Annotated in this window: 12 protein-coding genes; 8 read left to right on the top strand and 4 right to left on the bottom strand. The window is 74.1% G+C overall.

The genetic code is table 11. From position 1 onward, the window contains the following. From F1544_RS14415 to F1544_RS14390, 6 genes are all read left to right on the top strand, one after another. On the top strand, window positions 1-329 hold a 329-nt coding region (locus F1544_RS14415), incomplete at its 5' end, for a DUF4192 family protein (RefSeq protein ID WP_167586523.1). A gap of 138 nt (window positions 330-467) precedes the next feature. After that, complete coding sequence (locus tag F1544_RS14410; protein WP_167586521.1) at window positions 468-869, top strand: universal stress protein; 402 nt, start codon at window positions 468-470, stop codon at window positions 867-869. Between the two features lie 290 nt (window positions 870-1,159). Next, a complete protein-coding gene (locus F1544_RS14405) occupies window positions 1,160-2,659 on the top strand; it encodes an RNA polymerase sigma factor (protein WP_167586519.1) in 1,500 nt (499 codons plus the stop codon). A 304-nt stretch (window positions 2,660-2,963) separates the two neighbouring features. Then, the gene (locus F1544_RS14400) at window positions 2,964-4,481 is read left to right on the top strand and encodes an MFS transporter (protein WP_208971889.1); all 1,518 of its coding nucleotides are present in this window, start codon (window positions 2,964-2,966) and stop codon (window positions 4,479-4,481) included. Next, window positions 4,478-5,077 (top strand): universal stress protein, encoded by a 600-nt coding sequence (locus tag F1544_RS14395; RefSeq protein WP_167586517.1) that lies wholly within the window; start codon window positions 4,478-4,480, stop codon window positions 5,075-5,077. The genes F1544_RS14400 and F1544_RS14395 overlap by 4 nt, the downstream gene beginning before the upstream one ends. A 101-nt stretch (window positions 5,078-5,178) precedes the next feature. Next, a complete protein-coding gene (locus F1544_RS14390) occupies window positions 5,179-6,678 on the top strand; it encodes an aldehyde dehydrogenase family protein (protein WP_167586515.1) in 1,500 nt (499 codons plus the stop codon). Window positions 6,679-6,797: 119 nt separating this feature from the next. Here the strand turns inward: F1544_RS14390 and F1544_RS14385 are convergent, their stop codons facing one another. Further along, window positions 6,798-7,337, bottom strand: a complete 540-nt coding sequence (locus F1544_RS14385; protein ID WP_167586513.1) for a DUF456 domain-containing protein — start codon at window positions 7,335-7,337, stop codon at window positions 6,798-6,800. 47 nt (window positions 7,338-7,384) lie between these two features. Beyond that, window positions 7,385-7,612, bottom strand: a complete 228-nt coding sequence (locus F1544_RS14380; RefSeq protein WP_308470085.1) for a DUF7455 domain-containing protein — start codon at window positions 7,610-7,612, stop codon at window positions 7,385-7,387. 227 nt (window positions 7,613-7,839) lie between these two features. Here F1544_RS14380 and F1544_RS14375 point away from each other — a divergent pair, with 227 nt between their 5' ends. Next, on the top strand, window positions 7,840-9,972 hold the full coding sequence (locus F1544_RS14375) for a DNA gyrase/topoisomerase IV subunit B (protein WP_167586511.1): 2,133 nt from the start codon (window positions 7,840-7,842) through the stop codon (window positions 9,970-9,972). 198 nt (window positions 9,973-10,170) lie between these two features. Next, window positions 10,171-11,712 (top strand): carboxylesterase/lipase family protein, encoded by a 1,542-nt coding sequence (locus tag F1544_RS14370; RefSeq protein ID WP_167586509.1) that lies wholly within the window; start codon window positions 10,171-10,173, stop codon window positions 11,710-11,712. Between the two features lie 7 nt (window positions 11,713-11,719). On the opposite strand, the gene F1544_RS14365 is transcribed toward F1544_RS14370, so the two are convergent. Together F1544_RS14365 and F1544_RS14360 are read right to left on the bottom strand one after the other, a co-directional pair. Beyond that, the gene (locus F1544_RS14365) at window positions 11,720-13,285 is read right to left on the bottom strand and encodes an AbgT family transporter (RefSeq protein ID WP_167586507.1); all 1,566 of its coding nucleotides are present in this window, start codon (window positions 13,283-13,285) and stop codon (window positions 11,720-11,722) included. Then, complete coding sequence (locus F1544_RS14360; RefSeq protein ID WP_167586505.1) at window positions 13,282-14,616, bottom strand: M20 family metallopeptidase; 1,335 nt, start codon at window positions 14,614-14,616, stop codon at window positions 13,282-13,284. Before F1544_RS14360 ends, F1544_RS14365 begins: the two co-directional genes overlap by 4 nt. Window positions 14,617-14,638 lie beyond the last annotated feature (22 nt).

Genomic DNA, 14,638 nt, shown 5'->3' with positions numbered 1-14,638 from the left:
CGCGGCTGGCGGTCGACCTCGCCCGCCACGGCACGCCCGCGGCGGCCGGCGCGGGGGACCAGGACGTCCCGGCGGCCGCGGCCGTCGACCCGACGGCGGCCGCGCTCGCGGTCGCCGCGTGGACGTGGTGGTCGGCGGGGGACGGCGTGCGGGCCGGGGCGTGCGCCGTCGAGGCGCTGCGCCGCGACCCGGGCCAGGGGCTCGCCTCCCTCGTGGGTCGGGCCCTGCAGCACGGCCTGCCGCCGGCCTGGCAGCAGGCCGCGGCACCGGCGCCCGCCGGGTCCGGCCCGGACCGGCCGGGGACGCGTGCGGGCGGGACACCGGGGTGAGGTGCCCGGTGAGGTGTCCGGGTGAGGTGCGGTCCCGCGTCTAGTACGGTCGCCGCGGCTGGCGCCGTCCTCGTGCGAGCGACGACGGCCTCGTCGGTGGCAGGTCGTCGCCGAGTGCCGCTCCGGGGAGGACGTGGAATGGGAATCGTCGTCGGGTACGTGGCCAATCCCGAGGGTCGCTCGGCCCTGCAGTCGGCGGGAGCCGCGGCCGTCCGCCTGGGCGTGAAGCTCGTCGTGGTGCACAGCCGCCGCTTCGGCAAGGAGGTCGACGCCGACGAGGGCAAGCTCCTCGAGGCGGTCCACGACTCCGTGCGCGAGCAGCTCTCCGCCGCCGGCCTGGGGCACGAGCTCCGCGAGGTCCCCGACTCCGAGGACCCGGCCGAGGACCTGATCACGGCGGCCGAGGAGACGCAGGCGTCCCTCATCGTCATCGGGCTCCGCCGCCGCACGCCCGTGGGCAAGCTCATCCTCGGCGCGAGCGCCCAGCGGATCCTGCTCGACGCACCCTGCCCGGTGCTCGCGGTCAAGCCCGAGGACTGAGCGGGCGGGCCCGGGCCGGCGGGTCGCCCGGCCCGGTCCGGGCGGTCGGGACTGACCGGCGGTCCCGGAGCGTTGCCGGGAGGGTCCAGGGCTCCCGCGCGCACGCTGCGCGGAGGCTCCGGAGCGCCGCCCCGGGGTCCTTCCGGGGCGGTGGCGGCACCGAAGACGGCTCCGGCGTGCCAGAATGGTCGTTCGTCGTCCTCAGCGGGCATGCACTCGAGTCCGCCGGTGTTGACCTTGTCGGCTGCTGCCCTCGCAGCCTCGTTCCGCCCCTCGACGAAAGGCAGTCCGTGTCGTCGGTACCGACCTCCCGGCCGCTCCCCGCAGAGTTCGCTCAGCCCTCCTTCCAGCAGCTCTTGCAGCACGGCACCACCCACGGCTTCGTCGACGCCCACGCCGTGCGCACCGCCTGCGAAGACGCCCAGCTCCCCGTGCAGCGCATGAAGGCCGTGCTGCGGGCCCTCGACGACGCCGGCGTCAGCGTCAAGGTGGAGGAGGCCGCGCCCAAGCGCGCCGTCGCCGCCGCCTCGACCCGCCGCGCGACCTCGACCGCCACGGCCACCAAGACGGCCCGCCCGGCCGCCAAGCGCGCCGCTGCCGCCGCGCCCGCGACGGACGCCGACGGTGCCCCCGCCCCCGTGAAGGCCGCCAAGGCCCCCGCGAAGAAGGCCGCCGCCAAGACCGCAGCCGCCAAGGCCGCCAAGCCCACCGGTGACGAGCCGGCCGAGGACGAGGTCAAGGACGACGCCGACGTCGCCGACGACGCCTCGGGCGACGACGCGGCCACGGAGGAGAACGGCACACAGACCAAGCGCACGGGCGGTTACGTCCTGCGCGACGACGACGACGACGCCCCCGCGCAGCAGGTCGCGACCGCCGGCGCCACCGCCGACCCGGTCAAGGACTACCTCAAGCAGATCGGCAAGGTCGCCCTCCTCAACGCCGAGCAGGAGGTCGAGCTCGCCAAGCGCATCGAGGCCGGTCTGTTCGCCGAGGAGAAGCTGCACTCCGGCGACAAGATCGACCCGAAGTTCAAGCGCGAGCTGTGGTGGATCAGCGAGGACGGCCGCCGCGCCAAGAACCACCTGCTCGAGGCCAACCTCCGGCTCGTGGTCTCCCTGGCCAAGCGCTACACCGGTCGCGGCATGCTCTTCCTGGACCTCATTCAGGAGGGCAACCTCGGTCTGATCCGCGCGGTCGAGAAGTTCGACTACACCAAGGGCTACAAGTTCTCGACGTACGCCACCTGGTGGATCCGCCAGGCCATCACCCGCGCCATGGCCGACCAGGCCCGCACCATCCGCATCCCGGTGCACATGGTCGAGGTCATCAACAAGCTGGCGCGCGTGCAGCGGCAGATGCTCCAGGACCTGGGCCGCGAGCCCACGCCCGAGGAGCTCGCCAAGGAGCTCGACATGACCCCTGAGAAGGTCGTCGAGGTGCAGAAGTACGGGCGCGAGCCCATCTCCCTGCACACCCCCCTGGGTGAGGACGGCGACTCCGAGTTCGGCGACCTCATCGAGGACTCCGAAGCGGTCGTCCCGGCCGACGCCGTGAGCTTCACGCTCCTGCAGGAGCAGCTGCACTCCGTCCTGGACACGCTGTCCGAGCGGGAGGCCGGCGTGGTCTCCATGCGCTTCGGCCTCACCGACGGCCAGCCCAAGACGCTCGACGAGATCGGCAAGGTCTACGGGGTCACGCGCGAGCGGATCCGGCAGATCGAGTCCAAGACGATGTCGAAGCTGCGGCACCCGTCGCGCTCGCAGGTCCTGCGCGACTACCTGGACTGACCCTCCGCGACGACGCGGACACCACGACGGCCCGGCTGGGACTCCAGCCGGGCCGTCGTGCGTCCGGGCGCCTAGCCCTGCCGGCGGTGACCACACCCGTCGGCCCCGTCCCGTCCCACGTGCCGGTCGCCGCGTCTTCGCCTGCACGGCAACGGGGTCCTCCGGGTCGCAGCGGCCTCCGCGCGGTGGTAGACCACCGGAGCAGAGCCGGGGGAGCCGGACGCACCGTCGACGGAGCACCGATGCCACGCACGAGGTCTGAGACCGCCCAGCAGTCCCGCACGTCCCGGGCGGAGGTGGGCTCGTGAGCACGACGTCGGGTCCGCCCGCACCGGTGAGCGTGCGCAGCACCGTCCCCTCCCGCATCGACCGCCTGCCGTGGACGCAGTTCCACTGGCTGGTCGTCGTCGGCCTGGGGGTCTCCTGGATCCTCGACGGCCTGGAGATCCAGATCGTCTCCCTCAACGGCCCCGCCCTGCAGCACGAGGGCGGGCTGGGCCTGAGCACGGGGGAGGTCGGCGCCCTGGCCTCGTTCTACCTCGCGGGCCAGGTCGTGGGAGCCCTGTTCTTCGGGCGCATGACGGACAAGGTGGGCCGCAAGAAGCTGTTCATCCTCACCCTGCTCATCTACCTGATCGGCAGCGGCCTGGGCGGGCTCGCCTGGGACTTCTGGTCGCTGGCGATCTTCCGCTTCATCGCCGGCACGGGCATCGGCGGGGAGTACACCGCCATCAACTCCGCGATCGACGAGCTCATCCCCTCCCACTACCGGGGGCGCGTGGACATCGCCGTCAACGGCACCTACTGGGGTGGCGCGCTCATCGGCAACCTCGCGGGGCTCTACCTGTACTCGGAGTCGGTGCCGGTCGAGTGGGGCTGGCGGATCGGTTTCTTCATCGGGCCGCTGCTGGGCCTCGTCGTCATCTTCCTGCGCCGCCACATCCCCGAGAGCCCGCGGTGGCTCGTCACCCACGGCCACGCCGAGGAGGCGGAACGGACGATCGACGAGATCGAGGAGCGGGTCCGGCACTCCGGCGCCCACCTCGAGCCGGTGCCGGACAGCAAGGCGCTGGAGATCAAGGAGGTGCCGCCGCTGGGGTTCCGCCAGCTGACGAAGGTCTTCTTCGGCACCTACCCGAAGCGGTCCTTCCTGGGCTTCACGATGATGGTGACCCAGTCGTTCCTCTACAACGCCATCTTCTTCACGTACGCCCTCGTGCTGTCGACGTTCTACGGCATCGACCAGGGCAGCATCCCCTGGTACTTCATCCCCTTCGCCTTCGGCAACCTGCTGGGGCCGCTGGTCCTGGGCCCGCTGTTCGACGCGGTCGGGCGGCGCAAGATGATCTTCGCGACCTACGGCGGTTCGGGCTTCCTGCTGCTGATCACGGCGTTCCTCTTCAACGCCCAGGTCCTCAGCGCGGTCACGCAGACGATCCTCTGGTGCGTCATCTTCTTCTTCGCCTCCGCGGGGGCCTCGGCGGCCTACCTCACGGTCAGCGAGATCTTCCCGCTGGAGCTGCGCGGGCAGGCGATCTCGTACTTCTTCGCCATCTCGCAGGGGGTCGGCGGTGTCCTCGCGCCGTTCATCTTCGGCAAGCTCATCGGGGACCCGGACGAGCTCGCGAAGCTCGCGACCCCGCCGCCGACGGGCCCGCTGATGTGGGGCTACATCTTCGGCGCGGTCATGATGATGGCCGGGGGGATCATCGCCCGGGTCATCGGCGTGGACGCCGAGCGCAAGTCGCTGGAGGACATCGCGACCCCCCTGTCGGCGGCGAAGGTGCCCGCCGGCGGCATCACGCCCGGGGAGTCGTCGTGAGCGTCGAGCCCGGCGCGGGCGACGAGGCGGACGCGGTGGCGGCCCGGCCGCTGGTGGTCGTCGGGGTCAGCGCCCGGACGGGTTCGCCCACCGCGCTGCGGTGGGCGGTGGAGGAGGCCGCGCACCGCGGGGGCCACGTGCGCGCGGTCCTCGCGTGGCGCCCGCCGCGCGCGCCCGGCGTGTCCAGCGGCCGCCCGCCCGCGGTCCCGACGACGGCGCCGGAGGACCCGCAGCGCGTGGCGGAGGAGCGGGTGCGCAGCGTGGTCGAGGAAGCGCTGGGGCCCGAGCACGCGGTCGAGTGCGTGGCGGTGCAGGGAGCGCCGCGCGCGGTGCTGCTGCGGCAGTCGCAGGGGGCCACGGTCCTCGTCCTGGACTCCCCGCGGTCCTCGAAGCTGTCCACGCCGGGCGCCAAGCTGCTCGCGCCGCAGCTGGTCTTCGCCTCGGCCTGTCCGGTCGTCGTCATGCCGCCGCCCGTGGAGGAGGGCCTGTCGAAGGCCCGCCGCGCGACCCAGCGCCTCGGGCGGGCGGCCGCCGCGGCCGCCGCGAGCGCGGGCCGCCCCGGGCTCCCGCCGCGGTTGCGCCCCGACGGCGACTGACCGCACGACCCGGTCTGCCGTTCCTCGTCCCGTCCGCCCACCGGCGATCTATGGTTGAGCGCTGAACTGGCGACGGACAACACGACGAGGTGACGATCCGCATGACGGGAACTCTGAGCACGACCGCCCCGGTGACGACGGGGCTCTACATCGGCGGGCAGGCGCGCACCACCGACGACGTGCTCGACGTCGTCGACCCGGCGCGCCCGGGCGTCGTCGTGGGCCACGCGGCGGCGGCCTCGCAGGCGGACGTCGCGGACGCCGTCGCGGCGGCGCGCGCGGCGTTCCCCGCGTGGTCGGCGCTGTCGGCGGCCGAGCGCGCGCAGCAGATGGCGGCCGCGGTCGAGGGCCTGGCCGACGAGCGGGACGAGGACGCCCGCGTCCTGTCGCTGGAGAACGGCAAGGTGCGCCACGAGTCGTGGGTCGACGCGCTGGTCTTCGAGATCCGCTGGCACCTCGCCCTCTCCCTCGCGGACGAGGTCGAGGCGACGACGGTGCTGCCGCCGGCGCCGGGCATCCCGGTCCGCACCACGGTGGCCCACCAGCCCATCGGCGTGGTGACGGTGATCGTGCCGTTCAACTGGCCCATCGCGATCCTCGCCGCCTCGCTGCCGCACGCGCTGCTGGCCGGCAACACCGCGATCGTGAAGCCGCCGCCCTCGACGCCCCTGGCGACCACCCGGCTGGTGCAGCGGGTCGCGGAGAAGCTGCCGCCGGGCGTGCTCAACGTGGTCACCGGCCGCGACGCCGAGATGGCCGGTCTCATCGACAACGCCGACGTCGCCAAGGTGTGCTTCACGGGCAGCGTGAACGGCGGCAAGAAGATCATGGAGATGGCCTCGCGCAGCCTCACGCGCGTCACCCTCGAGCTGGGGGGCAACGACCCGGCGATCATCCGCGCGGACGCCGTGCTGGACGACGAGCACCTGGACCGGCTGTACGCCGCGGTCTACGACACCACCGGCCAGATCTGCATGAACGCCAAGCGGCTGTACGTGCACCGCTCGCGCCTGGACGAGGTCGTCGCGGGGCTGAGCGCCCGGCTGGAGGGGGTGGTCCTCGGCCACGGCCTGGACGAGGGCACGACCATGGGCCCGCTGCACCAGCCCGCCCAGAAGGCCTTCGTCGCCGAGCTGGTGGCCGAGGCCAAGGCCTCCGGCGCGACGGTGCTGGAGTTCGGGGAGCTCCCCGGCGGCGAGCTCGCCGACGGCAACTTCCTGCGCCCGGCCGTCGTGGTCGACCCGGACCACTCGCTGCGCCTGGTCACCGAGGAGCAGTTCGGCCCCGTGATCCCCGTCATCCCCTACGACGAGGACGCCGAGGCGGTGCGGCTGTCCAACGACACGTGGGCGGGGCTGTGCGCCTCGGTCTGGACCGCGGACGCCGACGAGGCCACCCGGCTCGGGTCGCAGCTGCAGTGCGGCTACGTCTGGGTCAACGACCACGGTGCGACGCGCCTGGACCTGCGGGCGCCCTTCGGCGGGATGAAGAGCTCGGGCATGGGCCGGGAGCAGGGCATCGAGGGTGTCCGGGCCTTCCAGGACACCCGCTCGATCGCCCACGCGGCGGACGAGACCGAGCAGGAGGGCGCCGCCGGCTGAGGGTGAGGTCGGGACCGGGACCAGGGTCGACCCCGGTCCCGGCCCGCCCGGTCGGGAGGACCCGGCCCGGGAACAGGGTCAGCGCAGCAGGGTCAGCGCTGCGCGTCAGCGCAGCGGGGTCAGCGCAGCGCGAGCGCGGCGACGACCCAGGTCCCCGAGGCGAGGACGGCGGCGCCGCCCTCGATGAGCACCCCGAGGCCGACGGACGTGAGGGCGACGACGGTCGAGGACCAGGCGCGCCGGGCGGGAGTGCGGGGGGCGGTGGACCCGTCGGCGGGAGCGGCGGCGACGCTGGGCGGGGTCCGGCCGGCCTGCACGAGCTCCGCGAGGAAGACGCCGAGCACGAAGCCGAGCGGGGCGCCGACGACCGGGACGACGAAGAAGCCGACGACGCCGAGGACGGCGCCGAGCAGCAGGGTCGTGCGGCGGATGCCGGCGCGGGTCATGCGGCGGCCGGGGACGAGGTACATGGTCACCTGACCCGCCGCGAGGACGACGGTGATGGCGGCGAAGACCGCCCAGGCGACGCCGCCCGTGGAGAAGGCCCAGGCCGCGGTGGCGACGGCGATGAGGACGGTGCCCGGCAGGACCGGGACGACGATCCCCACGAGGCCGACGGCGACGGCCAGGGCGACGACGAAGAGCCCGGCGTCACCCAAGGGGTGTCACCGGGCTCTCGCAGGACGTGCGCGTGCGGTGGACGACGTCAGCGCGCGTCGGAGGACGACGTGGTGGCTGCGGCTTCCAGCTTGCGGGTCTCGTCGTGGATGTCGCGGGCGACCTCACGCAGGGCGTTCTTGTGCTCGCGGCCGTGGTGGCCGCAGAACAAGAGCTCGCCGCCCGAGGGGAGCGTCACCCGCAGGTAGGCCTGGGCTCCGCAGCGGTCGCAGCGGTCCTCGGCAGTCATGGGGTCGTTGGCGAGTGCTGTGGTCACTCCGAGACTCCTTCCGGTACTGCTCCGAGCTCGTGGGAGCTTCTGCTCCCGCTCTCACTCTCTCCCAACCGACGCCGGGGCGCGCGCGTTCCCACGCCGTCGGCGCAGTGCGTTCGCTCACGGCGGACCCCCTCCTCATCGGCAGGAGCAGGCCGGAGCCGAGCCCGGGAGGCGCCCGGTGTGCGTCGGCGCGGGTCCCGGGACCCGGCGCGGTTAGCCTTCCAGGCGTGACACCGCCTGACTCCACCCCGACGCCCCGCCTCGCCGCGGAGGGGTCCGAGGGGTACACCGCCGCCCACCTGCTCGTCCTGGAGGGCCTCGAGGCCGTCCGCAAGCGGCCCGGCATGTACATCGGCTCCACCGACTCCCGCGGCCTCATGCACTGCCTCTGGGAGATCATCGACAACGCCGTCGACGAGGCCCTGGGCGGGCACTGCACCCGCATCGACGTCCTGCTGCGCGCGGACGGCTCGGTCGAGGTCCGCGACGACGGCCGCGGCATCCCCGTCGACCAGGAGCGGCGCACGGGCCTCTCGGGCGTGGAGGTGGTCTTCACGCACCTGCACGCGGGCGGCAAGTTCGGCGGCGGCTCCTACTCCGCCTCCGGCGGCCTGCACGGCGTCGGCGCGAGCGTCGTCAACGCGCTGTCCTCGCGCCTGGACGTCGAGGTCGACCGCGGCGGCAAGACGTGGGCCACGAGCTTCCGCCGCGGCACGCCGGGCCGCTTCGCGGGCGAGGGCGAGGACGCCGGCTTCGCCCCGACGGTGGGCCTGGAGGTCGTCGGGCGCGCCAAGCGCGGCGTCACGGGCACCCGCGTCCGCTACTGGGCGGACCGGCAGATCTTCCTCAAGGAGGCGACGTTCTCCTACGCCGACCTCGTCGACCGGGCGCGGCAGACGTCCTTCCTCGTCCCCGGGCTGCGCATCGCCCTGCGCGACGAGCGGGGCGTGCCCGGAACCCCGGGCGCGGACGGGCCGCACGAGGAGGTCTTCCACCACGACGGCGGCATCGGCGAGTACGCCGAGTTCCTGGCCCCGGACCCGGCCGTGACGGGGGTGTGGCGGCTGCAGGGCAGCGACACCTTCCGCGAGACCGTGCCGGTGCTCGACGAGGCCGGGCACATGTCCCCGACGGAGGTCGAGCGCGAGGTCCTCGTGGACATCGCCGTGCGCTGGGGCACGGGCTACGACACCGTCGTGCGCTCCTTCGTCAACATCATCGCCACGCCCAAGGGCGGCACCCACCTCGCGGGCTTCGACGCCGCGCTGCTGAAGGTCTTCAAGAAGCAGGTCGAGCTGAACGCCCGGCGCCTGAAGGCCGGGGGCAAGGACGACAAGCTCGAGCGCGACGACGTGCAGGCCGGCCTGACCGCGGTCGTCACGGTCCGCCTCGCCGAGCCGCAGTTCGAGGGCCAGACCAAGGAGGTCCTCGGCACGGCGGCCGTGCGGGCGATCGTGGCCCGCGTCGTGGAGCGCGAGCTCACCGAGCTGCTGACCTCGACGAAGCGCGACGAGAAGCAGCAGGCGGCCCTGCTGCTGGAGAAGGTCGTCTCGGAGATGAAGAACCGCGTCTCCGCGCGCCAGCACAAGGAGACGCAGCGCCGCAAGAACGCGCTCGAGACGTCCTCGCTGCCGGCCAAGCTCAAGGACTGCCGCTCCGACGACGTGTCGCGCTCGGAGCTGTTCCTCGTCGAGGGCGACTCGGCGCTGGGCACGGCCATGCGGGCCCGCAACTCCGAGCACCAGGCGCTGCTGCCGCTGCGCGGGAAGATCCTCAACGTCCAGAAGGCGTCCGTGGCGGACATGCTGAAGAACGCCGAGTGCGCCTCGATCATCCAGGTCGTCGGCGCCGGGTCCGGGCGCAGCTTCGACCTCTCGGCCGCGCGCTACGGCAAGATCATCCTGATGACCGACGCCGACGTCGACGGCGCGCACATCCGCACGCTGCTGCTGACGCTGTTCTTCCGGTACATGCGCCCGCTGGTCGACGCCGGCCGCGTCTTCGCGGCCGTGCCGCCGCTGCACCGCGTCGAGGTCGTCGGCGCCGGGCGCGCGAAGAACGAGGTCGTCTACACCTACTCCGATCCCGAGCTGCGCCGCCTGCTGGGCGACCTGAGCAAGCGCAACCGCCGCTACAAGGAGCCCATCCAGCGCTACAAGGGGCTGGGGGAGATGGACGAGGACCAGCTCGCGCTGACGACCATGGACCCCGCGCACCGCACGCTGCGCCGCGTCACGGTGGCCGACGCCGAGGTGGCCGAGCGCGTCTTCGAGCTGCTCATGGGCAACGACGTCGCACCGCGCAAGGACTTCATCATCGCCGGCGCGGCGGGGCTGGACGCGAACCGGATCGACGCCTGAGGCACGCGTTCCCGGCGGGTCGCGGCGCGGCGCGCGGCGCGGGTGCGGAGCGCACAGCCGGGCGTTGTACGGTTCGCGACGAGCGGGCCGACGCGCCCCCGGACGGACCCCTCGGTGGGACGTTCCCCCCGGCCCCGCCGGGGGGTCTCTCCGGGGGCGTGCGCGGCCGCTCGCCCGACGAGCGCGGAAGCGGAGTCCATGAGCAGGGTCGTCGTCACCGCCGCCGGCGGCGTGCGGGGGCGTGAGCCCGTCGACGGGGTCGTCGCCTTCCGCGGGATCCCCTACGCCGCACCGCCCGTGGGGCCGCTGCGCCTGCAGCCGCCCGCCCCGGTGACCCCGTGGTCCGGCGTGCGCGACGCGCGGCAGCCCTCACCCGTGGCCCCGCAGGAGCGCTCGAGCTCCACCGGCTGGACCCCCGCCTCGGGTGACGACTACCTGACCCTCGACGTCTTCGCGCCGGCCGACTTCCCCCGCGCCGCACCGGTGCTGGTGTGGATCCACGGCGGCTCCTGGACCTCCGGGGCCGGCTCCCTGCCGATGTACGAGCCGCGGGCCTGGGTGCGGCGCGGCCTGGTCGTCGTCAGCATCAACTACCGCCTGGGCTTCGAGGGCTTCGGCGCCGTCGAGGGAGCCGTGGACAACCGCGGCCTGCGCGACCAGGTCGCCGCGCTGCGGTGGGTCGCGGAGAACGTCGCGGCCTTCGGGGGCGACCCGGCCCGCGTCACGGTCGCGGGGGAGTCCGCGGGCGCCGGGTCCGTCGCGGCCCTGCTGTGCGCGCCGTCCGCGCGCGGGCTGTTCTCCCGGGCGATCGCCCAGAGCATCCCGGGCGAGACCTTCACCGTCGGGCACGCCCGCGCGATCGGCGCCCGGGTGGCCCGCGCCGCCCGGGTGCCCGCCACGCTCGCCGGGTTCGCGGGCCTGGCGCCCGTGCGGCTGCTGGAGGCCACGCGCTCGGTCGTCGCGGAGTTCCACGCCGACCCCTCCAGCGGCATGCGCTCGATCGTCGACACGCTCTTCAACCCCGTGGTGGACGGCGACTTCCTGCCCGTCGTGCCGTTCGAGGGCCCGGGCGCCGGCGGGGACCCGTCGGTCGCCCTGCTCGTCAACCACAACAGCGACGAGTGGAACCTGTTCTCGGGGGGCCGCCTGGCCGAGCGGCCGCGCGGCACGGCGGACCTGCCGCGCTGGGCGCGGGCCGGCCGCCTGGACGACGCGCAGTTCGCCCGCTTCGCCGCGACCCTGCCCGGGGCCGGGCCGCTGCGGCTCACCGACGCGCTGCTCACCGACAGCGTGTTCGCGGAACCCTCGCGCCGCTTCGCCCGCGCGCACGCCGACGCCGGCGGGAGCACGCACCGGTCGCTGTTCACGTGGCGCAGCCCGGCGCTCGCGGGCCGCCTCGGCGCCGCGCACGCCGTGGACCTGCCGTTCGTGTTCGGCAACCCGCAGGGCCTGGAGCTGCTGCTGCACGCCGTCCCCGTGCTCCCGCTGCTGCGCCGCGTCCCCGGCCTGGGCCCGCGGGTCCCGGGCGTCTGGCCCACCCCGGCGTCGGCCGCCCTGTCGCGGCGGATGGTCGACGCGTGGGTCGCCTTCGCGACGACGGGCGAGCCCGGGTGGCCGGCGCTCGCGCCGGACGCGACACCGGTGAAGGTGTGGGGTTCGGCCGACGACCTCGTCGAGGAGGGCCCGGACCCGCGCCGCGACCTGTGGCGCGAGGTCCGGTTCGCAGCGACCGGCGGCTGAGCCCGCCTCAGAGGCGTGCGTGCTGGCCCGGCCCGAACGGCAGGTCGAGGAAGAACCACAGCGACAGCATGAGGACCCACGCGATCCAGAAGCAGATCGTGAAGGGCAGGAACCGCGAGATGAGCGTCCCCAGCCCCGCCTGCGGCTCGTAGCGGCGCAGCATGGCCAGGACGATGACGATGTAGGGGTTCAGCGGCGTGAGGATCTGCGTCGCGGAGTCGCCGACGCGGAACGCGGCCTGGGTGAAGGCGGGTTCGTAGCCCAGCAGCGCGAACAGCGGGACGAAGACGGCGCCCATGATGGTCCACATCGAGGACCCGGACGTGATGAACAGGTTCAGCAGCGACGCCAGCAGGATGAACCCGACGACGGCCTCGAACCCCGTGAGGTGCAGCGACTGCAGCCCGTCGGCGCCCGCGACCGCCATCCAGGTGCCGACGCGGCTCCACGTGAACAGGGCGATGAACTGCCCCAGCACGAAGGCCAGCACGATGAACGGCGCCATGTCCCGCACCGCCTCGCCCATCGCGGCGGGGACGTCGACGACCCGCCGCAGCGACCCCGTCGAGCGGCCGTAGGCCAGCGCCGGGACGGTGAGCAGCGCGACGACGAGGAAGACGACGGAGTCGAGCAGCGGTGACTCGGGCAGGTAGCCGCCGCTCTCGTTGCGCATCGGCGACCCGGGCACGAGCGTCAGAACCAGCAGGACGGCGGCGGTGACCGCGGCGGCCAGCCCGGCCTGCCGCAGGCCGCGGCGCGCGGTGGCGTCCACGGTCAGGTCGTCGACGTCCTCGACCGTGCCGATCCCGCCGGAGTCCTCGACCTGGGTGTCGGGGACCCCGAGGCGGCGCAGCCGCGGTTCCAGCACGCGCGTGATGAGCAGCCCGCAGACCACGGTCAGCACGGCCGAGCAGGCGATGTTGTAGTACCAGTTCGACACGGGCGTCACGGGGGTTCCCGCGTCCGGCAGCGACGCCGCGACGGAGCTGGTGATGCCGGAGAACAGGGCGTCCAGGCTCGTGACGACGAACGACGTCGAGTACGCGGCCCCGGCCGCGGCGAACGCGCCGAGCAGCCCCGCGACGGGGTGGCGGCCGGCGGCCTTGAACACCATGGCGGCCAGCGGCGGGATGACGATCATCACGGAGTCGGCCATGACGTGGCCCACCATGCAGACCGCGGCGACCGCGTAGGGCAGCGCCCACGACGGCGCCCCCGCGAACGCCACCTTGATGAGGGCGGCGAACAGGCCGCTGCGCTGGGCGAGGCCGACGGCCAGCAGGATCACGACGACGGTGCCCAGCGGCGGGAACGAGACGAAGTTGTCGACGAGGTTCGTCGTCAGCCACCGCACGCCCTCGACGGTGAACAGTCCCCGCACCGCCTGCACCTGACCCGAACCGGGGACCTCCACCTCGACGGAGGCCGCGGCCATGGCCGTGGAGGCGACGGCCAGGACCGAGAACAGGCCGAGGAACAGCACGAAGGGTTCGGGGATCCGGTTCCCCGCGCGCTCGACCCCGCCGAGGAGCCGGTCGACGCGCGTGGGCCGGGCCGTCGCCGGCGCGCTCACGCGAGGAACTCCGCGACGTCGAGCACCCCGCCGGCGGCCTCGAACTCGGCCCGCACCGCGGCGAGCAGGTCGGCGTCGGCGAGGACGTCCAGGGCCGTGAGCGCCAGCCCGACCGCGCCGTCGAGCACCCCCGCGTCGCCCGCGGGGGAACCCGCGGCGGTGGCGAAGCCCGTCGTGTGCATGGAGGCGTCCGGGCCCGCGATCGCGATCATCGGGTGGATGGACGGGACGCGGACGCTGACGTTGCCGAGGTCGGTGGACCCGGACAGCGACTCCGGCACCACGCCCGGGGGCAGCGACGTCCGCCCCCGGCGCTGCTGGTGCCGCGTCCAGCGGGCCGCCATCTCGAGGTTCGCGCGGATCGGCAGGTACGCCGGCTGCGCGTCCCACTCCAGCTCGTACCCGCAGCCGGTCATGGCGGCCGCCGCGACGAGGACCGCCTCGACCCGCGTGCAGAGGTCCTGCAGCGTCCCCGGGTCGGCCGAGCGCACGTAGTACTCCGACACGGCCCGCTCGGGCACGACGTTGGGCCGCTGCCCGCCGTCGACGACGATGCCGTGCACGCGGTCCGACGGCGGCACGTGCTGGCGCAGCATCGCGATGCCCTGGTACCCGGCGACCACCGCGTCGAGGGCGTTGCGGCCCATGAACGGCTGCGCGGAGGCGTGCGCGGCGACGCCCGTGTACGTGGCCCGCACCTGGCGGCGGCCGAGGAACGGCTGCACGGCCACGTCGTAGCTGAACGGGTGCAGCATCACCACGGCGTCGACGCCGTCGAGCGCGCCCTCGCGGGCCATCAGCTCCTTGCCGCCGCCGCCCTCCTCGGCGGGCGTGCCCAGCAGCAGCGCCGTGCCCGTCACCTCGCCGGACTCCAGCGCGGCCTTGAGCCCGAGGAACGCGCCGACCGCGGAGGAGGCGATGACGTTGTGCCCGCAGCCGTGCCCGATGCCCGGGAGCGCGTCGTACTCGGCGAGGACCGCGACGGTGGGTCCCTCGCCCGCGCTGACCGACGCGCGCAGCGACGTCTCGAGGCCGTGCACGCCGATCTCGGCGTCGACGCCGTGGCGGGCGAGGAGGTCCGCGATCGCCCGGACGGACCGGTGCTCCGCGAACCCCTCCTCGGGGTGGGCGTGCAGGTCGTGGCTGAGGGCCAGCAGGTCGTCGCCGGCGGCCTCGACGGCCTTCTCGGTCGCGTCCAGCAGGCCTTCCGGGGCGCCGACCGCGGTGCTGGGCAGGGGTGCCGCGGTGGCCGCGGCGCGTTCGGTGGCGGCGCGCACGGACGCCAGGTAGGTGGTGTCGGGCGGCACGGGCGAGGAGCGGGGAGCGGCCATGCCGACTAGGACTACCGCGTCG

Source organism: Kineococcus rubinsiae (genome assembly GCF_011839805.1).
In the GTDB taxonomy this organism is placed as follows: domain Bacteria; phylum Actinomycetota; class Actinomycetes; order Actinomycetales; family Kineococcaceae; genus Kineococcus; species Kineococcus rubinsiae.
Note: the sequence above shows the minus strand (reverse complement) of the source record. Positions and strands in the feature narration are given on the sequence as shown.